Origin of the sequence: Nonomuraea sp. NPDC049758, assembly GCF_040674635.1 — a bacterium.
Lineage (GTDB): Bacteria > Actinomycetota > Actinomycetes > Streptosporangiales > Streptosporangiaceae > Nonomuraea.
This window is the reverse complement of record NZ_JBFAMZ010000012.1, coordinates 57,236-77,562: the sequence shown is the minus strand read 5'-3', so window position 1 is coordinate 77,562 and position 20,327 is coordinate 57,236. Positions and strand designations below refer to the sequence as shown.

The 20,327-nt window shown below is 72.5% G+C and carries 19 protein-coding genes and 1 riboswitch; of the genes, 16 read left to right on the top strand and 3 right to left on the bottom strand.

The window, feature by feature from the left end; genetic code table 11:
* Nucleotides 1–320: 320 nt before the first annotated feature.
* The 4 genes from AB0J46_RS29245 to AB0J46_RS29230 are packed head-to-tail and all read left to right on the top strand — an operon-like array spanning nt 321 to nt 3,303.
* Nucleotides 321–1,007, top strand: coding sequence for a gamma-glutamyl-gamma-aminobutyrate hydrolase family protein (locus AB0J46_RS29245; protein ID WP_358286502.1), 687 nt, complete (start codon nt 321–323; stop codon nt 1,005–1,007).
* 9 nt (nt 1,008–1,016) lie between these two features.
* Nucleotides 1,017–1,931: an alpha/beta hydrolase gene (locus tag AB0J46_RS29240; protein WP_364337353.1), complete on the top strand. Its 915-nt coding sequence runs from the start codon at nt 1,017–1,019 to the stop codon at nt 1,929–1,931.
* Nucleotides 1,928–2,707 (top strand): enoyl-CoA hydratase/isomerase family protein, encoded by a 780-nt coding sequence (locus AB0J46_RS29235; RefSeq protein ID WP_352350863.1) that lies wholly within the window; start codon nt 1,928–1,930, stop codon nt 2,705–2,707. Before AB0J46_RS29240 ends, AB0J46_RS29235 begins: the two co-directional genes overlap by 4 nt.
* Nucleotides 2,708–2,751: 44 nt before the next feature.
* Nucleotides 2,752–3,303, top strand: a complete 552-nt coding sequence (locus AB0J46_RS29230; protein WP_364337351.1) for a hemerythrin domain-containing protein — start codon at nt 2,752–2,754, stop codon at nt 3,301–3,303.
* Between the two features lie 6 nt (nt 3,304–3,309).
* Here AB0J46_RS29230 and AB0J46_RS29225 read toward each other — a convergent pair whose 3' ends face one another.
* Both AB0J46_RS29225 and AB0J46_RS29220 read right to left on the bottom strand, forming a co-directional pair.
* Complete coding sequence (locus AB0J46_RS29225; protein ID WP_358286510.1) at nt 3,310–4,491, bottom strand: acyl-CoA dehydrogenase family protein; 1,182 nt, start codon at nt 4,489–4,491, stop codon at nt 3,310–3,312.
* Between the two features lie 26 nt (nt 4,492–4,517).
* Nucleotides 4,518–5,108, bottom strand: coding sequence for an SAM-dependent methyltransferase (locus tag AB0J46_RS29220; protein ID WP_358286512.1), 591 nt, complete (start codon nt 5,106–5,108; stop codon nt 4,518–4,520).
* Between the two features lie 128 nt (nt 5,109–5,236).
* Between AB0J46_RS29220 and AB0J46_RS29215 the strand changes: the two genes are divergently transcribed.
* The 5 genes from AB0J46_RS29215 (at nt 5,237) to AB0J46_RS29195 (ending at nt 9,349) form a co-directional block, all read left to right on the top strand.
* Nucleotides 5,237–6,829: a histidine kinase gene (locus tag AB0J46_RS29215; protein WP_364337348.1), complete on the top strand. Its 1,593-nt coding sequence runs from the start codon at nt 5,237–5,239 to the stop codon at nt 6,827–6,829.
* Nucleotides 6,826–7,524, top strand: coding sequence for a response regulator transcription factor (locus AB0J46_RS29210; protein ID WP_352350853.1), 699 nt, complete (start codon nt 6,826–6,828; stop codon nt 7,522–7,524). The genes AB0J46_RS29215 and AB0J46_RS29210 overlap by 4 nt, the downstream gene beginning before the upstream one ends.
* Before the next feature lie 62 nt (nt 7,525–7,586).
* Entirely contained in the window at nt 7,587–8,006 is a 420-nt protein-coding gene (locus AB0J46_RS29205) for a hypothetical protein (protein ID WP_364337346.1), read from the top strand.
* 10 nt (nt 8,007–8,016) lie between these two features.
* Nucleotides 8,017–8,607: a phosphoribosylanthranilate isomerase gene (locus AB0J46_RS29200; protein WP_352350849.1), complete on the top strand. Its 591-nt coding sequence runs from the start codon at nt 8,017–8,019 to the stop codon at nt 8,605–8,607.
* A complete protein-coding gene (locus AB0J46_RS29195) occupies nt 8,600–9,349 on the top strand; it encodes a GNAT family N-acetyltransferase (protein ID WP_364337344.1) in 750 nt (249 codons plus the stop codon). The genes AB0J46_RS29200 and AB0J46_RS29195 overlap by 8 nt, the downstream gene beginning before the upstream one ends.
* Nucleotides 9,350–9,371: 22 nt before the next feature.
* Here the strand turns inward: AB0J46_RS29195 and AB0J46_RS29190 are convergent, their stop codons facing one another.
* Entirely contained in the window at nt 9,372–11,006 is a 1,635-nt protein-coding gene (locus AB0J46_RS29190) for a hypothetical protein (RefSeq protein ID WP_364337342.1), read from the bottom strand.
* Nucleotides 11,007–11,185: 179 nt separating this feature from the next.
* Here AB0J46_RS29190 and AB0J46_RS29185 point away from each other — a divergent pair, with 179 nt between their 5' ends.
* The 7 genes from AB0J46_RS29185 (at nt 11,186) to gcvP (ending at nt 20,208) form a co-directional block, all read left to right on the top strand.
* Entirely contained in the window at nt 11,186–11,767 is a 582-nt protein-coding gene (locus AB0J46_RS29185) for a CDP-alcohol phosphatidyltransferase family protein (RefSeq protein ID WP_364337341.1), read from the top strand.
* 4 nt (nt 11,768–11,771) lie between these two features.
* A complete protein-coding gene (locus AB0J46_RS29180; RefSeq protein WP_364337339.1) occupies nt 11,772–14,276 on the top strand; it encodes a mannose-1-phosphate guanyltransferase in 2,505 nt (834 codons plus the stop codon).
* A 261-nt stretch (nt 14,277–14,537) separates the two neighbouring features.
* Nucleotides 14,538–15,050 (top strand): FHA domain-containing protein, encoded by a 513-nt coding sequence (locus AB0J46_RS29175; RefSeq protein WP_352325615.1) that lies wholly within the window; start codon nt 14,538–14,540, stop codon nt 15,048–15,050.
* A gap of 23 nt (nt 15,051–15,073) precedes the next feature.
* Nucleotides 15,074–15,700, top strand: coding sequence for a MerR family transcriptional regulator (locus AB0J46_RS29170; RefSeq protein ID WP_364337337.1), 627 nt, complete (start codon nt 15,074–15,076; stop codon nt 15,698–15,700).
* 132 nt (nt 15,701–15,832) lie between these two features.
* A complete protein-coding gene (locus AB0J46_RS29165; protein WP_090771501.1) occupies nt 15,833–16,303 on the top strand; it encodes a bifunctional nuclease family protein in 471 nt (156 codons plus the stop codon).
* Nucleotides 16,304–16,450: 147 nt separating this feature from the next.
* On the top strand, nt 16,451–17,071 hold the full coding sequence (locus tag AB0J46_RS29160) for a MerR family transcriptional regulator (protein WP_352325612.1): 621 nt from the start codon (nt 16,451–16,453) through the stop codon (nt 17,069–17,071).
* 48 nt (nt 17,072–17,119) lie between these two features.
* Nucleotides 17,120–17,216: riboswitch (glycine riboswitch) on the top strand.
* Nucleotides 17,217–17,382: 166 nt separating this feature from the next.
* Entirely contained in the window at nt 17,383–20,208 is a 2,826-nt protein-coding gene (gene gcvP, locus AB0J46_RS29155; protein ID WP_364337335.1) for an aminomethyl-transferring glycine dehydrogenase, read from the top strand.
* Nucleotides 20,209–20,327 lie beyond the last annotated feature (119 nt).

Genomic DNA, 20,327 nt, shown 5'->3' with positions numbered 1-20,327 from the left:
AATCGATTCCGGCCGCGTCGGCCACCTCCTGACGGCTCCGGGTCGTGAACGCGCTGCGTGCCCCGGCACATCCGGCGCGCTCGGAAATGAGTCTTACACCACCTCTGATGCGTCACAACCGATTCACCCCAATTGCGATATGGGCTTTTCCGACGGAGAAAACGAATAAAAGTGATTTTCGTCTTTCGCTTTCCGGTGTTTCCCGCCGCGCGGCGGAGGCGTAGCATCCCGCCATGGCGGTCCTGCACCCCGGCCCGGCGAGGCCCGGCTGACCGTCGGGACGGCCTCCCGCCTGCCCTGACCCGCCCCTGGAGATCCGCATGTCCCGACCGCTCATCGGCATCACCGCCTACCTGGAGGCCGCCCGCTGGGGCGACTGGGTGCGCGAGGCCGTGCTGTCACCGCCGTCCTACGCCAAGGCGGTCGAGCGGGCCGGCGGCGCGCCGGTGCTGCTGCCGCCGCTCGACCCCCATGTCGCCGGCGACCACGTCGGCGGACTGTCCGGCGTCCTGCTGGCCGGCGGCGCCGGCCTCGGCGCCGCGGCCTACGGCGGCGAGCACGACGAGCGCGCGCCCGAGCCGCAGCCCCACCGCGACCGGTACGAGCTGGCCCTGGCCGGGGCCGCCGTCCGCGCCGGACTGCCGATCCTGGCGATCGCCCGCGGCCTGCACGTCCTCAACGTCGCCCAGGGTGGCACGCTGATCCCGTGGCTGCCCGAGGTGCTCGGCCACGAGCGGCACGGCGAGCCCGGCGCGGTGCACGACATCCAGGTGAGCGTGTCGAGCAGGCTCGGCAAGGCCGTCGGCGACCACGTCGAGGCGGTCGCGCCGCACCACCAGTCCGTGCGCCGCCTGGGCAGCGGCCTGCTCGCGGTGGCCTGGGCCGACGACCAGATCGTCGAGGGCGTCGAGCTCCAGGGCCACCGGTTCTGCGTCGGCGTCCAGTGGCATCCCGAACGCGGCGGGGACAATCGGCTCTTCGATGCGTTCGTCGAGGCGGCCCGCTAGGCTGCGCTCATGCCGCTGCACCCCCAGGCGCGGGACTACGTCGCCCTCTACCCGTCGGACCTCAACACCGACCTGGCCACGCTCGACCTGGCCACGATCCAGGAGATGCGCGCGCACGACGGCTTCGCGGCCCAGCGGGGGCCGCTGACCAAACTCCCGTTCGTCCGCGACGAGCTCGCCGGCGACGTGCCGATCCGCATCTACCGCGCCGACCCCGGCGACGGCCTGCTGCCCGTCGTGGTCTACTTCCACGGCGGCGGCTGGGTCTTCGGCAGCGTCAGGCGCAACGACGCGCTCGGCCGCGACCTGGCCCTGCGCACCGGCGCCGTGGTCGTCTCGGCCGACTACCGGCTGGCCCCCGAACACCCCTTCCCGGCCGCCGCCGACGACGCCTGGACCGTCGTGCGCGACGTCTTCGCCAGGCCCGCCTTCTACCAGAGCAACGGCAGCGTGGCCGTCGTCGGCGACAGCGCGGGCGGCAACCTGGCCGCCGTCGCCGCCTGGCGGGCCGCCGGGTCCGGCATCCGGCTGGCCCACCAGGCGCTGGTCTACCCGGTGCTCGACACGGCCATGGACACCCCGAGCTACCGCGCCTACGCCAAGGGCTTCGGGCTCGACGCCGCCGAGATGGCCTGGTTCGCCGAGCGCTACGCGCCCGGCGCCGACCCCGCCGACCCGCTGCTGAGCCCGCTGCGCATCGACGACCTGACCGGCCTGCCGCCGGCCACCGTCCTCACCGCCGAGTGCGACGTGCTCAGGGACGAGGGCGAACACTACGCCCGCCGCCTGGCCGACGCCGGCGTGCCGGTGGAGGCGCGCAGGTTCGACGGCGCGATCCACGGCTTCTTCGGCCTGCCCGGCCTGTTCGACCAGGCGGCCGAGGCCAGGCAGTACATCGCCGACCGCCTGCGGGAGCACCTGTGACCTACACCAAGCTCAAGCTCGACACCCCGGCCGAGGGCGTGCTGCGCGTCACGATCAGCGAGCCCGGCCGGCTCAACGCCGTCGACATGACCGGCCACCGCGAGCTGAGCGAGATCTGGCGCGAGGCCGACCGCGACGACTCCGTCCGGGCGATCGTGGTCAGGGGCGAGGGCACGGCGTTCTCGGCCGGCGGCGACCTGTCGATGATCGAGGAGATGACCCGCGACCACGCCACCCGGATGCGCGTGTTCGCCGAGGCCCGCGACATCGTCTACAACGTGCTCAACTGCTCCAAGCCCATCGTCTCGGCCGTCCAGGGCCCGGCCGTGGGCGCCGGGCTCGCGGTGGCGCTGCTGGCCGACATCTCGGTCGCCGGCCGCACCGCGCGCATCATCGACGGCCACACCCGGCTCGGCGTCGCCGCCGGCGACCACGCCGCGATCATCTGGCCGCTGCTGTGCGGCATGGCCAAGGCCAAGTACCACCTGCTGCTGTGCGAGCCCGTCACCGGCGAGCAGGCCGAGCGCATGGGCCTGGTCAGCCTGTGCGTCGACGACGACCAGGTGCACGACAAGGCCATGGAGATCGCGGTCCGGCTCGCCCAGGGTTCCCAGGAGGCGATCCGGCTGACCAAATACTCGCTCAACAACTGGCTGCGCCTGGCCGGCCCGACCTTCGACGCCTCGCTGGCGATGGAGTTCCTCGGCTTCACCGGCCCCGACGTGGTCGAGGGCGTGCGCGCGGTGCGCGAGAAGCGGCCGCCCGCCTTCGGCTGAGCCGGGCGCGTGTGCTTGTCCGGGCCCGGGGTAGGCGCACCCTCATGACGGACAACGATGTGGTCGACCTGCTGGTGCGCCAGCACGAGCAGATCAAGAGCCAGTTCACGGAGGTCGAGAACGCTGCCCCCGAGGACAAAGCAGCGGCTTTCCAGAGGCTGGTGCGCCTGCTGGCCGTCCACGAGACAGCAGAGGAGGAGATCGTCCACCCGTACGCGCGCCGCCACGTCGACGACGGCGACGACCTGGTGGACGAGCGCCTGGCCGAGGAGAACGCGGCCAAGGACATGCTCACCCTGATGGAGCGGGCGGGCGTCGACGACCCGCAGTTCGCGGCCAACCTGGCCACGCTGCGCAAGGCCGTCGTCGAGCACGCCGAGGCCGAGGAACGCGAGGAGTTCCCCCGGCTGAGGCAGGCCGCCGGTGAGAAGGAGCTGCACGCGATGGCGATCGGCGTCAAGGCCGCCGAGGCGCTCGCGCCCACGCATCCGCACGCCGGCGTCGAGACCGCGCCGAAGAACCTGCTGGCGGGCCCGCCCGCCGCGATCATGGACAGGGCCCGTGACGTGATCCGCAAGGCGACGAGCAGGGCCTGAGAGCCGTCAGAAACTCCGGGGCAACCCGAGCACCTGTGTCGCGAGGTAGTTGAGCAGAAGCTCCTCCGTCACGGGTGCCACCCTTCCGATACGGGCGTCGGCCAGCAGTCTGGCCACCGGGTACTCCAGCGAGTAAGCCATGCCGCCGTGCGTCTGGAACGCGGCGTCGGCCGCCTCCCACGCGGCCTGGGAGGCGGTCAGCTTGGCGACGTTGGCCTCGGTGCCGCACGGCAGCCGCCGGTCGAAGGACCAGGCCGCCTTGTAGAGCATCAGCCGCGCCAGCTCGATCTTGGCCTTGACCTGCGCCAGCGGGAACGCGATGGCCTGGTTGGCGCCGATCGGACGGCCGAACACCTCGCGCTCCTTGGCGTAGCCGACCGCCACCCGCAGCGCCACCTCGGCGCCGCCCAGCGCGGAGGCGGCCAGCAGCACCCGCTCGGGGTTGAGGATGTCCCACAGCACGGCGGCGCCGCCGTCCACCTCGCCGACCACGCTCGTGGCGGGCACCCGCAGGTCGTCGACGAACACCATGTTGGACGGCGTGGTGTTCGCGCCCATCTTGGGGATCGGCCGGAAGGACAGCTGCCCGGCGGCGACCGCCTCGGGCACGTTCACCAGGAACACGGTCAGCCCGTGGGTGCGCGGCCTGGCCTCGGCCGCCGGGACCGTCCTGGTCACCAGCAGCATCCAGGTGGCGCGCTGCACGCCGGTGATCCAGATCTTCTGGCCGTTGAGCACGTAGTCGCCGCCGTCGCGGCGGGCCGAGGTGGTGATCGCCAGCGAGTTCGAGCCGGCGTCCGGCTCGGTCAGGGCGAAGCACGTCTCGACCTCGCCCGTGGCCAGCCGGGGCAGCAGCTCCGCCCGCTGCTCGGCGGTGCCGTGCCGGGCCAGGGTGAGCGCGCCGAAGCCGGGGGTGAGCACGTACGTGAAGGCCGAGCCGCCCGCCGCGCCCGAACTCGCCAGCGTCTCGGTGGCCACCGCCAGCTCCAGCAGCCCCTGCCCGCCCCCGCCGTACTCCTCCGGCACGGCCAGCCCCAGCCAGCCGCCCTTGGCCAGGTCGGCCCAGACCTCCTCCGGCCAGCGCTTGTCGCTCTCGCACCGCTGCCAGTAGTCGAGGTCGTAGCGGGCGCAGATCTCGGCGACGCCGCGCTGGACGGCCTGGGCGCTCTCGGGAAGGGTGAAATCCATCACGCCATCGTAGAAGTTCGTTCTGTTCAGGGTCGAGGTCTGCGGGCGTGGAAGACGAAGGCCGGCGGCGTGTTGCGCCACACCGTGCGTCCGGGCACGACCTCCTCGAACCGCTCGGCCAGCAGCGCCCGGAACCGCCGGGCCGAGCTGAGCGGGATGGCGTGGATGTAGGAGAAGGTGGTGAAGGCCGCGCCGGGGCTCATCACCGACGTCACCGCGTCCAGCAGCTCGTGCTGCAGCCCCGTGGGGAAGGCCGCCCACGGCAGGCCGCTCACCACGACGTCGGCGTGGCTCAGCCCGCGCCCGGCCAGCAGCTCGCCCAGGCGCGCCGCGTCCGCGTGGGCCACGTCCACGGCGGGGAAGCGCGCCGCGAGCAGCACCGCGAGCCGCTCGTTCACCTCGACGGCCAGGTGGTGGCCGCGCCCGGCCAGCCGCTGCTGGATCTCCGCCGTGAACGGGCCCGTGCCCGGCCCGAGCTCCACCACGGTCGGCTCGCCGCGCTCCGGGACCGGCGCGCAGACGGCGGCGGCCAGCCGGCGCGAACTCGGGGCGACGGCGCCGATCACGGCGGGGGCGCGCAGGAACTGGCCGAGGAACATTGCGGTGTCGTTGGACATGACCTCGAACGTATCGGGAAGATCACCCTCTGCGCTCCCCCCTCTGGACGAACCTGCGGCCACTAGGAGGAGACGGGGTCCTCCGCGCGGAGGATCAGGTATCGGCCGAGGGTGGATAGCGTGAGGCCATGCGTTGGCGTGGTGTGCCGCTCGATGTCCTGCTCGCGGCATCAGGCGTGGGGCTGGATCTGTTGACGACGGCCCACGCGGGCGACACCGCGTACCTGCCGGCGGCGATGAACATCCCCATGGCCCTCCTGGTGGGCCTGCCCATGGGGCTCGTACGGCGGTGGCCGCTGGCCGTCACCCTCTACCTGGCCGTCTTCCTCGTGCTCAGCGACCAGCTCGGCTCCTACACCTCCAACACCGCGCAGATCCTCATCTGCGTCGCGCTCGGCGTGGTCGGCTTCCGCGTCCCGTGGCGGCCCGCCATGGCCGGCGTGGGCGCCACCGTCCTGGCCACGGCGGTCAACATCGCCGACCCCGGCATCGCGATGACCGGCAACACCTGGATGTACTCGGTGCTGCTGCCCGTCTTCCCCACCGTGCTCGGGGCCTACCTGCGCAGCTCGGCCGAGCGGCTGGAGGAGCGCGACGTCACGCCCGACGCGCTGCTGGCCGCCGGCGGCGTGGCCATCACCGTGCTCAGCACCTGGACCTCCTGGCACAGCGGCGCCCTGCCCGTGTGGGTGATCGGCCTGCTGGCCGTGGTCGGCGGGCTGTCGCTCGGCGTCGCCCGGCGCCTGCCCGGCCTGGTCCTGCTGCTGCAGGGCGTGCTGCTGATCGCCGCCGACACCTATCTCAACGACGCCGTCAACACCTGCCTGATCCTCACGCTCATCGCGATCGGCGTGTTCTCCATGCGCGCCGCCTCCTGGGCCTGGACGGGGGCCGCGTACCTCACCGGCTGCCTGCTGACCGCCATCGCCGTCGTCGGCGACGGCACCGAGATCACCCCGCTCCGCGTCGGCGTGCTGATGACCCTGGTGGCCACGCCCATCGCGATCGGCCGCTACCTCGGCATGCGGCAGGCCGCCGCCGCCGCCGAACGCCTGCGCGCCGAGGAGTCGGCCCGGCTCGCGGTCGCCCAGGTGCGCGCCGACCAGCTCGCCGAGCGCGAGCGCATCGCCCGCGACGTGCACGACATCGTGGCCCACCACGTCGGCGCCATGGTGCTGCGCGCCAGCGCCGCCCGCTACACCGCGCCCGACGGGCCGGTCGCCGACGCGCTGTCCGACATCCGCGAGACCGGCCACCAGGTGCTGCAGGACCTGCGCGACCTGCTCGACCTGCTGCGCGACCCCGACCGCGGCCCCGACCTGCTGGCCAACCCGGCCGACGTGGTCCGCGAGTCCGCCGAACGCATGGCCGCCGCCGGCCTCGTCGTCCACCTCGACCTCGATCCGGCCAGCGACCGCGCCCCGCTCATCGCCCGCGCCTCCGCCGCGCGCATCGTCCAGGAAGGTCTCACCAACGTGCTCAAACACGCCGGACCCGGCACCCGGGTCCGCGTCACCGTGGCCCCCGCGCAGGAAGGGTTGTCCATCGAGATCCGCAACGGCCGCCCGCCCACCGTCATCGAGCGGCTGCCCTCCTCCGGCCGCGGCCTGGCCGGCATGCGCGAGCGGGTGCGCGCCCTCGGGGGCACCCTCAGCGCCGGCCCCGACGGCGACGGCGGCTGGCTGCTGCTGGCCAGCCTGCCCGCCAGGAGCGCCGCGTGATCCGCGTCCTGGTGGCCGACGACCAGGCGCTGGTCCGCGCGGGCGTGCGCATGTTGCTGCAGGCCGCGGGGGACATGGAGGTCGTCGGCGAGGCCGAGGACGGCGCCGAGGCCGTCCGCCTGGCCGAACGCCACGTGCCCGACGTCATCCTGATGGACCTGCGCATGCCCCGCGTCGACGGCCTGGAGGCGACCAGGCGGGTGCTGGCGGCCCGCCCGGGGGCCCGCGTGGTCGTGCTCACCACCTTCGCCGAGGACGCCGACGTGCACGCCGCCCTGCGCGCCGGCGCCGTCGGCTTCCTGGTCAAGGACGACGAGCCGGAACGCATGGTCGACGCCGTGCGCAGGGCCGCCGCGGGGGAGCAGCTGCTGGCCCCCTCGGTGCTGCGCCGGGTCGTGGAACGGTTCCTGGCCGCCGAGGAGCAGGCCGCCGTGCCGCCGCCGTCCGGGCTGACCGAGCGGGAGCTGGAGGTGCTCGCCCTGGTCGGCACCGGCCTGTCCAACGCCGAGATCGCCGAGGAGCTGCACGTCGGCGTCACCACCGTCAAGACGCACATCGCCGCCGCCATGGACAAGCTCGGCCTGCGCAACCGCATCCAGGCCGCCGTGGTCGCCCACCGCTCCGGTCTCGTGGACGCCGCCTTCCGCCCGGTCCGTCCGCCACGTGGGGGATCGGGGGGTCATCCCGCAGGCTGACGACCGTGTGCGGCCGCCCTCGGCACGATATGGGTCCTTCGTTCGCAGAAAGGATCCACATCATGGGGGAGACACAGGTCATGCCGCGTCCCGGCACGACCCGGCAGGTGTCGGCCGGCCTGCTCCACAGCCTGCGCGTCGCCATCATCGCCCAGGCGGCCGCGCTGCTGGTGGCCGCCTCGTTCGCCGGGCAGGCCGTCTCGGCGGGCGGCGGCCCGGTGGCCGAGACGCACGTCATGGCGGGCATGGTCGTCCACCTGGTGGCGCTCGTGCAGATCGTGCTGGCGATCCTGGTCTGGCGGCCCGGCCGCGGCGCCGGCTGGCCGGTGTGGGCCAGTGTCGCGCTGTTCGTGGTCGGCGGCCTCCAGCACGTCACCTGGCTCTGGCTGGGCGCCCACCTGCCCAACGGGGTGCTGCTGTTCGGCCTCATCGGCGCGCTGCTGATCTGGTCGTGGTCGCCGTCGGCGTCGCGGCGCCGCTAAGGTCTGAGGTGTGTATGTGAAGATCTGCGGGTTGAGCGAGCCCGAGCACGTCGAGGCCGCCGTCGAGGCGGGCGCCGACGCCATCGGGTTCGTGCTCACCCGGAGCCCGCGCAGGGTCACGCCGGAGCGGGCGGCCGAGCTGGCCGCGCCGATCCCGGCCCACGTGCTCACCGTGGGCGTCTTCCGGGGCGAGACCCCCGAGGAGGTCCGGGCCGCCGCGCTGGCCTCGGGCGTGCGCGCCGTGCAGCTGCACGGCCACCACCCCCACGCCGACTTCACCGCGCTGAAAGACCTCGGCCGGCCGCTCGTGCGGGCCGTCGACGCCGCCGCCGACCTGCGGTGCGGCGCCTTCGACGAAGACCTGCTCATCGTCGACGCCCCGCGTCCCGGCTCGGGGGAGCCCTGGGACTGGGCGGCGGTGCGCGGCCGCCCGTCCGGCCGGTGGATGCTGGCCGGCGGGCTCGACCCGGCCAACGTGGCCGAGGCCGCCGAGGCCGCCGGCGCGTGGGGGGTCGACGTCTCCAGCGGCGTCGAGACCGCGCCGGGCGTCAAGGACTCCGCCCTGATCAGGGCCTTCCTGCGGGCCGCGCGCGGTGGCTGACGAGCTGGCGCGGGCCCTTTCCTTCCTGCACGGCTTCGCCCGGCGCAAGGCGCCCGTCGTCGCGCCGGTCCCCGGCGGGTTCGCGGTGCTCGACGAGCGCTACCCGATGTCGCACGACGACAACAAGCTCGTGGTCTGGAACGGCCGCCCGGAGCCGGTGCTCGCGGCCGCCGAGGAGCGGCTCGCCGGGCTCGGCCACCGGCTGGTGTGCGTCGACGACGACCGGCTGGGCCGGGAGTTCCGGCCCGCCTTCGCCGCCGCCGGCTACGGCCACGAGACGAACGTCGTCATGGCCTTCCACGGCCCCCGCCCCGCCGCGTCCGCCGCCACCACCGAGCCGCTCGCACTGGCGGAGCTGCTGCCCGTGCTGCGCGAGGAGTGGCGCGAGTCGCTGCCGCAGGCGCCGCAGGCCGTGGTCGACGGGCTCGCCGCCCGCGCCGCGGTCCGCGCGTCCGGCGCGGACCGGGTCGAGTTCCACGCCGTACGCGCCCCCGACGGGCAGATCGCCGCCCACGCCGACCTCTACGTGCACGAAGGCGTCGTCCAGATCGAGAACGTCTACACCCTGGCGCGCCACCGCGGCCAGGGCTTCGCCCACGCCCTGCTGACCGCGCTGCTGGCCGCCACGGCCGGCGCCGAGCTGACGTTCCTGGTCGCCGACGCCGCCGACTGGCCGCGCGAGTTCTACGCCCGCCTCGGCTTCGAGCCGGTGGGCCACACCCACGCCTTCCTGCGCACCTGACCCCCCGAAGAGCCGGTGGCGCTCAGGCGCCCACCCAGCGGGCCAGGGCCACCGCGGCGGGGCCCAGCAGGGCCAGCACGGCTCCCGACAACGCGTGCACCACCGTGTACGCCAGCAGCGGCGTCCCGTTCCCCGACATCGCGCGCACCCCGCCCAGGACGGTCGTCAGGCCGTGCTGCCCGGTCACCGCGCCCAGCACCAGCGGCGGCGGCGACATCATCAGCTTGGCCCCCACGGCCAGCGAGATCACCACCGGCACGGCGGCCGTGGCGACCGCGCCCAGGGCCACCTGCCAGGCGTGCCGCGCCACCAGTTCCACCGCCGCGGGCCCGGCCGACAGCCCGAGCGCCGCCACGAAGACGCCGAGCGCCACCTCGCCCACCACCCGGGCGGCGCCGGCGTCGTACTGCCCGAAGCCGGCCCGTCCCGCCCGTGCCCGGCCGAACACCAGCCCGGCCGCCAGGCAGCCGAGCGACGCCGTCAGGCCGCCCGCCAGCCCCGCCACCAGCCCCGCCACGAGCCCGGCGGCCAGGTAGACGACGTCGGCCCGCCGCCCGGCGTCCGCCCGCGCCCCGAGCCAGGACGCCGCCCGGTCCACGTCCCGCTTCAGCCCGGTCACCCGCACCACGTCACCGGCGCACAGCCGCGTGCCGGGCCGGACCGGCAACCGGCACCCCACCCGCCGCACCTCGCACACGTGCAGGTCCTGCACCCCCTGGCCGGACAGCCCGGCGCGCAGGTCGCGCACGGTCGCCGGCGGCCGGCCCTCGAGCATGACGTCGGCCACCTCCAGGTCCAGGTCGAGCTCCCGCCCGCCCGGCACCTCGGGCCCGACCACCGCCCCGGCGTTGACGACGTCCTGCCGCACGCCGACCACCACGACCTCGTCGTCCCGCTGCAGCAGCGTGTCGGGGCCGAACGGGATCGGGCGGCCGTTCCTGCGCAGCCGCTCCACCGAGACCCGGGTGCCCATGGCGATCTCCGCCTGCCCGACCGTCCTGCCCTCGCCGGTGGTGACCTGGTGGGCCCGGCCCAGCACCGCCGGCGGTGGCGTCTCCTCCGCGCCGTCCAGCCGCCGCCACAGCGCCGCGGCCTCCTCCCGGGGGTCGAACCGGAGCGCCGCGGGCGCGGCCCTGATGGTCAGCAGCGCGACGGTGACCAGGGCGAGGAGGTAGGACAGGACGTACGCGGGCCCGAGCGCCTGGTGCGCGATCCCGGCGGCCTGCAGGGCGTCGGCCGCCGTGCCCAGCGCCACCGGCCCGGCCGCCGCCCCGGCGACCAGCCCGGCCGTGGTGCCCGGGTCGAGCCCGAGCGCGTCCGCGACCAGCGCCGCGACCGCCAGCGCCCCGACGACCTCGACGACCGTGAACCACAGGTACCGCAGGTTGGGCCCGGAGAACGCGGCGAAGAAGGCGGGTCCGAGGGTGTAGCCGAGGGTGAAGGCGAAGATCGAGAAGGCGATCACCCGCACCTGCTGGTGGACCTCGACGCCGCCGGTCAGCAGCCCGACGGCGAGGGCGGCGGCCAGCGTCCCGGCCGCGCCGCCGAGTGCCACCCCGCGGAACCTGATCCTGCCCAGGGCGAACCCGAGGGCCAGGCAGAGGAACAAGGCGATCTCCGGCGCGTCCCGCAGCACACCGGACTCCCAGGGCCACATCCGATCCCCCCAAGGCAGGCCGGCAGCGCGGGGGGATCGATCACCCAGCCTTTTCCCGCCCTCACATGCCGCGAAACGCCATCAACCTCCATCGGCCCCGCGTCCGCGCGGGGGCGTGCGAGCGGGAATGGTCGCTGGTGGGGCGTCTGTGCCGGAGTTCCACGCAGTAGGGTCTCTGCGTGAGCGAAACTTCCGCCGAGGACCGGATCTGGACGGTTCCCAACCTGCTGAGCTTCCTGCGCCTGCTCGGCGTGCCCGTGTTCCTCTGGTTGGTTCTGGGGCCCAGGGCGGACGGGTGGGCCATCGGCATCCTCATCGTGGCCGGGTTCACCGACTGGCTCGACGGCAAGATCGCTCGTGCGTTCAACCAGACCAGCAAGCTCGGCCGGGTGATCGACCCGGCCGCCGACAAGCTGTACGTCTTCGCCACGATCCTGGCGCTGCTGCTGCGCGAGGTCATCCCGTGGTGGCTGGTGGCCGTCATCGTGGCGCGGGAGCTCTTCGTCGCCTGTTCGTTCCCCGTACTTCGCAAACACGGATATAAGGCACTTCAGGTGCATTTCCTGGGCAAGGCCGCCATGTTCAACCTCATGTACGCCTTCCCGCTGCTCTTCCTCGCCTCCCACACCGGGTGGTATGCCGATATAGCGCGAATTGCCGGGTGGGCCTTCGCGATCTGGGGCACCGGCCTGTATTGGTGGGCAGGGATCCTGTATGTGGTGCAGGTGCGCCAACTCGTAACCGCGACCACGAAGGAGTGATCGGGTGAAGGCGGTCGTCATGGCGGGCGGGGAGGGGACTCGGCTGCGTCCGATGACCGCCAACCAGCCCAAACCTCTGCTCCCGGTGGCCAACCGCCCGATCATGGAACACGTCCTGCGCCTGCTCAAACGGCACGGCATCACCGAGACGGTCGTCACCCTGCAGTTCCTGGCCGCCCTCGTGCGCAACTACTTCGGCGACGGCGACGAGCTGGGCATGAACCTCCAGTACGCCACCGAGGACCTGCCGCTCGGCACCGCGGGCAGCGTCAAGAACGCCGCCGCCCGCCTGCGTGACGACCGCTTCCTGGTCATCTCCGGCGACGCCCTCACAGATATCGACTTATCCGACATGATCCGTTTTCATCGCGAAAATTCGGCTCTTGTCACCATCGGCCTGAAACGCGTTCCCAACCCGCTCGAATTCGGGATCATCATCCTCGACGAGAACGGACGCGTTCAGCGCTTCCTGGAGAAGCCCACCTGGGGCCAGGTCTTCTCCGACACCGTCAACACCGGCATCTACGTCATGGAACCCGAGATCCTCGACGCCGTGGCCGACGGCGAACCGGTCGACTGGTCCTCGGACGTCTTCCCCGCCCTCCTGGAACGCGGCGCCCCCATCTACGGCTACGTCGCGGGCGGCTACTGGGAGGACGTCGGCACCCACGCCAGCTACCTCAAGGCCCAGGCCGACGCGCTGTCCGGCCGGGTCCGCCTCGACATCGGCGGCTTCGAGCTCTCCCCGGGCGTCTGGGTGGCCGACTCGGCCACGGTCGACCCCGACGCCGTCCTGAAGGGCCCGCTGCTGATCGGCGACTACGCCAAGGTGGAGGCGGGCGCCGAACTGCGCGAGTACACCGTCCTCGGCAACAACGCGGTCGTGCGCGAGGGCGCCTTCCTGCACCGCGCGGTCGTCCACGACAACGTCTACCTCGGTCCCGGCGCCCACCTGCGCGGCTGCGTCATCGGCAAGAGCACCGACGTCATGGGTGGCGCCCGCGTCGAGGAGAACGCCGTCATCGGCGACGAGTGCGTCATCGAGGCCGAGGCGTACGTCTCCAGCGGCGTCAAGGTCTACCCGTTCAAGACCATCGAGGCCGGCGCGGTCGTCAACACCAGCGTCATCTGGGAGTCGCGCGGCCAGCGCAACCTGTTCGGCCCGCGCGGGGTCAGCGGCCTGGTCAACGTCGAGATCACCGCAGAGCTGTGCGTCCGCCTGGCCGGCGCGTACGCCACCACCCTGCGCAAGGGCGCCTACGTCGTCACCTCCCGCGACTGCTCCCTGGCCGCCAGGGCGCTCAAGCGGGCCGTCATCGGCGCCCTGACCGCCGCCGCGATCAACGTCCTGGACCTGGAGGCCGCGCCGCTGCCCGTGGCCCGCTTCCACACCGCCCGTGAGTCGGCCGCCGGCGGCATCGCCCTGCGCACCACGCCGGGCGACCCGCAGAGCGTCGACATCGTCATCATGGACGACCGCGGCGCCGACCTGCCCCCGGCCGCCCAGCGCAAGCTGGAGCGGGTCTTCTCCCGCCAGGAGTACCGGCGGGCCTTCCCCGGCGAGATCGCCGAGCTGCACTACCCGGCCAGGGCCGTCGAGGGCTACACGCACGAGCTCATGCGGGCCATCGGCGTCACCGGCGTCAAGGACATGAAGGTCGTGGTCGACTGCGCCGGCGGCACCTCGTCCCTGGTGATGCCCACGCTGCTCAGTCGCGCCGGCGTCGAGGTGCTCACCGTCAACGCCCGGCTGGACGACGTCTCGCCCACCGAGACGCTGGCCGAGCGCCGCCGCGACCTGCAACGCCTGTCGGAGCTGGTCAGCTCTTCGCGGGCGGCCTTCGGCGTGCGCTTCGACCCGGTCGGCGAACGCATCGCGCTGGTGGACGAGACCGGCCAGCTCATCAGCGAGGAACGCGCCCTGCTGGTCGTGCTGGACCTGGTGGCGGCCGAGCGCCGGGGCGGCCGGGTGGCCCTGCCGGTCACCACCACGCGGGTCGCCGAGCAGGTCTGCCGCTTCCACGGCGTGCAGGTGCAGTGGACCTCGACCGCGCTCGACGCCCTGACCTCCGCCGCCCAGGGCCCCGACATGATCTTCGCGGCGGACGGGCGCGGCGGGTTCGTCGTGCCGGAGTTCAGCCCGGCCATCGACGGCCTGGCCGCGTTCATGCGCCTGCTGGGGCTGGTGGCCCGCACCCGGCTGTCGCTCAGCCAGATCGACGCCAGGATCCCCGAGGTCAAGCTGCTGCGGCGGAGTATCCCCACCCAGTGGGCGGCCAAGGGCGCGGTCATGCGCTCGGTCATCGAGGCCGCCGAGGCCGAGCCCGACGGCTGGCGCGTGGACACCACCGACGGCGTGCGGGTCGCCCGCGACGACGGGTCGTGGGTGCTGATCCTGCCCGCCGCCGCCGAGCCGGTCACCGACCTGTGGGCCGAGGCCCCCGACATGGACGGCGCGCAGGCACTGCTCGAACGGTGGGCCCGCGTGGTCGAGCAGGCGGCCGTCTGATCACGTAGAGTAGCGGAAAAGCCTTCGCCCGAGATGTGCGCGCGGAGTGCCGCAAGATCGTAATGTAGAAACGCGCGGCGGCATGGACCACGGGGTGGGGGCGGCGGTAACTTTGTCAGCGTCCGAACCGCAGTCCAGCGCCCCGCCTTGACCTTTGCCGCTGATCAGCGTAAGTTGCGGCATTCGCAAACTTGAAGAGCGAAGGCAGGCGCGTCCCCAGCACCGTCGCCGCGTCTTCGCGGTAGGAGGCCGAGCCGATCGATGCCGAGCGTCTACTGCACGCAGTGCGGGCACGCCAACCCCGAGGATGCCCGTTTCTGTTCCCGCTGTGGGTCACCGCTGACCAGACCCGAGGTCTCCGGGGACACCACGTCGACGATCTCGGTCGCGGGAATCGAGGCGTACGAGGCTGAGACAGGCGACATGCTCCTGGCCGAACGGGCGCTGGTCGAACAGCTCCCGCCCGGCACGGCGTTGCTCACGGTGACCAGAGGGCCCAACCAGGGCAGCCGGTTCCGGCTGGACAAAGACCTCACCACGACCGGGCGCCACCCGGAGAGCGACATCTTCCTCGACGACATCACCGTCTCCCGTCGCCACGTCGAGTTCTACCGCCACCGCGGCGGCCAGTTCTCCGTACGCGACGTGGGCAGCCTCAACGGCACCTACGTCAACCGGGAGCGCATCGAGGAGGTTCCCCTGCACTCCGGAGACGAGGTGCAGATCGGCAAGTTCCGCCTCGTCTTCCTGATGAGGGTCAACGCCGGCGCATGAGCTCACAGGCGGCACGCTCGCACATGAGCATCGGGGAGGTGCTCGCCCTGCTGCAGGGCGAGTTCCCCGACGTCACCGTGTCCAAGATCCGCTTCTTGGAGGGTGAGGGGCTGATCGAGCCCGAGCGCAGCCCCTCGGGCTACCGCAAGTTCACCCATCTCCACGTCGAGCAGTTGCGTTTCATCCTGACCGAGCAGCGCGACCACTACCTGCCGCTGCGGGTGATCAAGGACAAGATGGCCGAGAGCTTCGGCCGTCCGCGCGCGGTGCAGCAGACCCAGGAGGTCCGCTACGACCGGGCCCAGCTGCTGGAGGCGGCCGGCATCGACGAGGAGACCCTCGCCGAGCTGGAGGACTACGGCCTGCTGGCCCCCGTGGCCAGGCGCTACGACGAGGAGGCGCTGAAGATCGCGCGCAGCGTCGGCGCCCTGGCCCGCTTCGGCCTGCACGCCCGCCACCTGCGCGCGGTCAAGGCCGCCGCCGAGCGGGAGTGCGGGCTGGTCGAGCAGACCGTCGCGCCCATACTCAAGCGGCGCGCGCCCGGCGCCATCGGCGAGGCCGACGAGGCCGCCAGGGAGTTGTCCACGCTCCTGCTCGATCTGCACGCCTCTCTGGTGCGCCTCGGCGTCAGGTCTGTCCTGGGCCGCTGAGGGCACAGAGCTGGAAGGCCGGGGCACATTCCAGGCCTGCCGGGTGTTACGTTGAAATGCACAAGCGTGTAGCAGAAACGACCCAGTCAACAGCTGTGCCGGGCGACCGGCCGGCCGAATACGGAGCAGCCCGTGTTGCAGATGGAGGTCGTGGGCGTTCGAGTTGAGATGCCCACAAATCAGCCGATCGTCTTGCTCAAGGAGGCACACGGGGAACGGTTCCTTCCGATCTGGATCGGCATGACCGAGGCGACCGCGATCGCCCTGGCGCAGGCCGAGGAGCCGCCGCCCCGGCCGCTCACCCACGACCTGTTCAGGGACGTGCTGAGCGCGCTCGGCGTCGGGCTGCGCGCGGTCAACATCGTGGCCCTGCGTGACGGCATCTTCTTCGCCGACCTGGTGTTCTCCAACGGCGTGGAGGTCAGCGCCCGCCCCTCCGACTCGATCGCCCTGGCGTTGCGCACCGGCGCGCGCATCTTCGCCAGCGAAGAGGTGGTCCAGGAGGCCGGTGTGATCATCCCTGACGACCAGGAGGACGAGGTGGAGAAGTTCAGGGAGTTCCTTGACACGATCACTCCCGAGGACTTCGGCAGGGCGGGGTAGGTATTTCAGTGCATTTACGCTTCACGACGCGCCGAGCCGGATCGTTGACTGAGCATGGTCACGGTCCTACGGTGCAAGTGAAACCCGTGGTCGCCCTTTACGAACCCCCAGATCAGGCCATGGGATGAGAGAAAGCCGGAGGTCCGCGTGGCGGTCAGCAGCGGCGAGGGAAAGACGGCCGGCCAGGAAGATCCGGTGCGGCGCGAGAGCGCGCGGCAGCGTGCCGGAGAGCAGGGACTGCTCTTCGACGAGCAGCCCGCGACGGTGCCCGACGACATCGGATACCGCGGGCCCACAGCCTGCTCGGCGGCCGGCATCACCTACAGGCAGCTCGACTACTGGGCACGCACGGGCCTGGTCGAGCCCACGATAAGAGCCGCGCACGGCTCGGGCTCGCAGCGGCTCTACAGCTTCCGCGACATCCTGGTGCTCAAGGTCGTCAAGCGGCTGCTCGACACCGGGGTGTCGTTGCAGCAGATCCGCACCGCGGTGCAGCATCTGCGTGACCGCGGGGTCGCCGACCTCGCGCAGATCACGCTCATGAGCGACGGTGTCAGCGTCTACGAGTGCACCTCGGCCGACGAGGTGATCGATCTCCTCCAGGGCGGCCAGGGCGTGTTCGGCATCGCGCTCGGCCGGGTCTGGCGAGAGGTCGAGGGCTCCCTCGCGGAGCTGCCGGGGGAACGGGCGGCGGTCGAGGACACCGTCCCGGCCGACCATCCCGCTGACGAGCTCGCCAAGCGGCGTCGCGCACGCCGCACGGGGTGAGCTGAACCGCTGAACACACCGTAGTAATCTAGGACAGAGTAAGGCTGACGACCCCGTGCGGGAGAGTCCCTGGGCTTCGGTCCTGGGGCGCCGAAGGAGCAACCCTCCCCGGAATCTCTCAGGCATCCCGTACCGCTCGGGTGAGGCAACTCTGGAAAGCAGGTGCGCCCGCCAGGCGCACCTCACCGACGGTGCAAGCCCCACGGTGGGGTGAAGCTCTCAGGTCGCGATGACGTCGCGATGACAGAGGGGGAGATCCGGCACTCGCCCGCGCCCTGGCGCCGGTCTCCAAGCCTCGGGAGGCAACCTCCATGACCGACCTGTCCGCTCCGCCGTTCTCGTCCAGGCACATCGGCCCATCCGAGTCCGAGCAGCAGCGCATGCTCGAGGCCGTGGGCTTCGAGTCCGTCGGCGATCTGGTGGCCGTGGCCGTGCCCGAGGCCATCAGGGTCAAGGACCGGCTCAAGCTGCCGGCCGCCGCGAGCGAGACCGAGGCCATCGCCGAGCTGCGCGAGCTGGCCTCCCGCAACCGGGTGCTGACCTCCATGATCGGCCTGGGCTACTACGACACCGTCACGCCCGCCGTCATCCGGCGCAACCTGCTGGAGAACCCGGGCTGGTACACCGCCTACACGCCGTACCAGCCGGAGATCTCGCAGGGCCGCCTGGAGGCGCTGCTGAACTTCCAGACGGTCGTCTCCGACCTGACCGGCCTCGACGTCGCCGGCGCCTCCCTGCTGGACGAGGCCACCGCCGCGGCCGAGGCCATGACGCTGGCCCGCCGGGCCGGCAAGTCCAAGAGCGACGTGTTCGTGGTCGACGCCGACACGCTGCCCCAGACCAAGGCCGTGCTGGCCACCCGCGCCGAGCCGCTCGGCATCACGCTGGTCGAGCACGACCTCGACGGCGAGCTGCCCGAGTGCTTCGGCGTGCTCGTCCAGTACCCGGGCGCCTCGGGCCGCCTGCGCGACTTCCGCGACGTGGCCGCCAGGGCGCACGAGGCGGGCGCGCTCGTCGTGGCCGCCGCCGACCTGCTGGCCCTCACGCTGGTGGCCGCCCCCGGCGAGCTGGGCGCCGACATCGCCGTCGGCTCCTCCCAGCGCTTCGGCGTCTCCTTCGGGTTCGGCGGGCCGCACGCGGCCTACATGTCCGTACGCGAGGGCCTGCAGCGGCAGATGCCCGGCCGCCTGGTCGGCGTGTCGGTCGACGTCGACGGCGACCCCGCCTACCGGCTGGCCCTGCAGACCCGCGAGCAGCACATCCGCCGCGAGAAGGCCACCAGCAACATCTGCACCGCCCAGGTCCTGCTGGCCGTGATCGCCGGCATGTACGCCGTCTACCACGGCCCCGAGGGCCTGCGCCGGATCGCGCACCGCGTGCACCGGCACGCCGTCGCGCTGGCCGGCGGGCTGCGCGAGGCCGGCCTGGAGGTCGTGCACGGCGAGTTCTTCGACACCGTGCTCGTCCGCGTGCCCGGCAGGGCCGCCGAGGTGGTGGCCGCCGCCGCCGAGCGCGGCGTCAACCTGTGGCAGGCCGGCGAGGACCACGTCTCGATCGCCTGCGACGAGAAGACCGGCGCTGCCGAGCTGGTCAAGGTCTGGGCCGCCTTCGGCGTCGAGCGCGAGGAGGTGGCGCTGGAGGCCGACGCGCTGCCGGCCGAGCTGCTGCGCGAGTCGGACTACCTGACCCACCCGGTCTTCCACAGCCACCGCTCCGAGACCGCGATGCTGCGCTACCTGCGCAGGCTGCAGGACAAGGACATCGCGCTCGACCGTTCGATGATCCCGCTCGGCTCGTGCACGATGAAGCTGAACGCGACCACCGAGATGGAGCCGATCACCTGGCCGGAGTTCGCCGGCGTGCACCCGTACGCGCCGGAGGCCCAGACCGAGGGCTACCGGGAGCTCATCGGCACCCTGGAGGGCTGGCTGGCCGAGGTGACCGGCTACGACGCGGTCTCCATCCAGCCGAACGCCGGCTCCCAGGGCGAGTTCGCCGGCCTGCTGGCCATCCGCGCCTACCACCAGGCCAACGGCGACACCGAGCGGGACGTGTGCCTGATCCCGTCCTCGGCCCACGGCACGAACGCGGCCAGCGCCGTCATGGCGGGCATGCGGGTCGTCGTCGTGGCCTGCGACAGCGACGGGAACATCGACCTGGCCGACCTCGACGCCAAGATCGCCAAGCACCGCGACAGGCTCGCCGCGATCATGGTGACGTACCCGTCCACGCACGGCGTGTACGAGGAGTCGATCACCGAGGTCTGCGCCAAGGTGCACGAGGCCGGCGGCCAGGTCTACGTCGACGGCGCCAACCTCAACGCCCTGGTGGGCCTGGCCAAGCCGGGCGAGTTCGGCGCCGACGTGTCCCACCTCAACCTGCACAAGACGTTCTGCATCCCGCACGGCGGCGGCGGCCCCGGCGTCGGCCCGGTCGCGGTCCGCGGCCACCTGGCGGCCTACCTGCCCGGCCACCCGCTGCGCGACGGCGGCCCGGTCGGCCCGGTATCGGCCGCCCCGTACGGCTCGGCGGGCATCCTGCCGATCTCGTGGGCGTACGTGCGGATGATGGGCTCCGAGGGCCTCACGGCGGCCACCGAGCAGGCCATCCTGTCGGCCAACTACCTGGCTCGGCGGCTGGCCCCGCACTACCCGGTGCTCTACACCGGCCGCGGCGGCCTGGTGGCCCACGAGTGCATCGTGGACCTGCGCCAGATCACCAAGGAGACCGGCGTCACCGTCGACGACGTGGCCAAGCGCCTGATCGACTACGGCTTCCACGCGCCGACCATGTCGTTCCCGGTGGCCGGGACGCTGATGATCGAGCCGACCGAGAGCGAGGACCTGGACGAGCTCGACCGGTTCGTGGACGCCATGATCGCCATCCGCGGCGAGATCGCCAAGGTGGCCTCCGGCGACTACGACAAGACCGACAACCCGCTGCGCAACGCGCCGCACACGGCCGAGTCGGTCACCGCCGACGAGTGGGCCCACCCGTACTCGCGGACCGAGGCGGCCTACCCGGTGGCCTCGCTGCGCGAGGGCAAGTACTGGGTGCCGGTGCGCCGCATCGACCAGGCGTACGGCGACCGCAACCTGGTGTGCTCCTGCCCGCCGCTGGAGGCGTACGAGGACTGATCCGCCCGCGCGGGTCCCCGCCCGGGGGCCCGCGCCGGATCTGGCCCAGTCCTGCACCGTCAAGTGAGCAGACATGATCGCGACGAGCCGTTAGGCTCGGTGCGATCCGTCGCCTGAAG

What these genes read in the sequence shown, in the direction of transcription:
- AB0J46_RS29245 (WP_358286502.1), top strand. Translation starts at nt 321, where the DNA reads ATGTCCCGACCGCTCATCGGCATCACCGCCTACCTGGAGGCCGCCCGC.
- AB0J46_RS29215 (WP_364337348.1), top strand. Translation starts at nt 5,237, where the DNA reads ATGCGTTGGCGTGGTGTGCCGCTCGATGTCCTGCTCGCGGCATCAGGC.
- AB0J46_RS29190 (WP_364337342.1), bottom strand. Translation starts at nt 11,006, where the DNA reads ATGTGGCCCTGGGAGTCCGGTGTGCTGCGGGACGCGCCGGAGATCGCC.
- AB0J46_RS29230 (WP_364337351.1), top strand. Translation starts at nt 2,752, where the DNA reads ATGACGGACAACGATGTGGTCGACCTGCTGGTGCGCCAGCACGAGCAG.
- AB0J46_RS29175 (WP_352325615.1), top strand. Translation starts at nt 14,538, where the DNA reads ATGCCGAGCGTCTACTGCACGCAGTGCGGGCACGCCAACCCCGAGGAT.
- AB0J46_RS29205 (WP_364337346.1), top strand. Translation starts at nt 7,587, where the DNA reads ATGGGGGAGACACAGGTCATGCCGCGTCCCGGCACGACCCGGCAGGTG.
- AB0J46_RS29170 (WP_364337337.1), top strand. Translation starts at nt 15,074, where the DNA reads ATGAGCATCGGGGAGGTGCTCGCCCTGCTGCAGGGCGAGTTCCCCGAC.
- AB0J46_RS29225 (WP_358286510.1), bottom strand. Translation starts at nt 4,491, where the DNA reads ATGGATTTCACCCTTCCCGAGAGCGCCCAGGCCGTCCAGCGCGGCGTC.
- AB0J46_RS29240 (WP_364337353.1), top strand. Translation starts at nt 1,017, where the DNA reads ATGCCGCTGCACCCCCAGGCGCGGGACTACGTCGCCCTCTACCCGTCG.
- gcvP (WP_364337335.1), top strand. Translation starts at nt 17,383, where the DNA reads ATGACCGACCTGTCCGCTCCGCCGTTCTCGTCCAGGCACATCGGCCCA.
- AB0J46_RS29220 (WP_358286512.1), bottom strand. Translation starts at nt 5,108, where the DNA reads ATGTCCAACGACACCGCAATGTTCCTCGGCCAGTTCCTGCGCGCCCCC.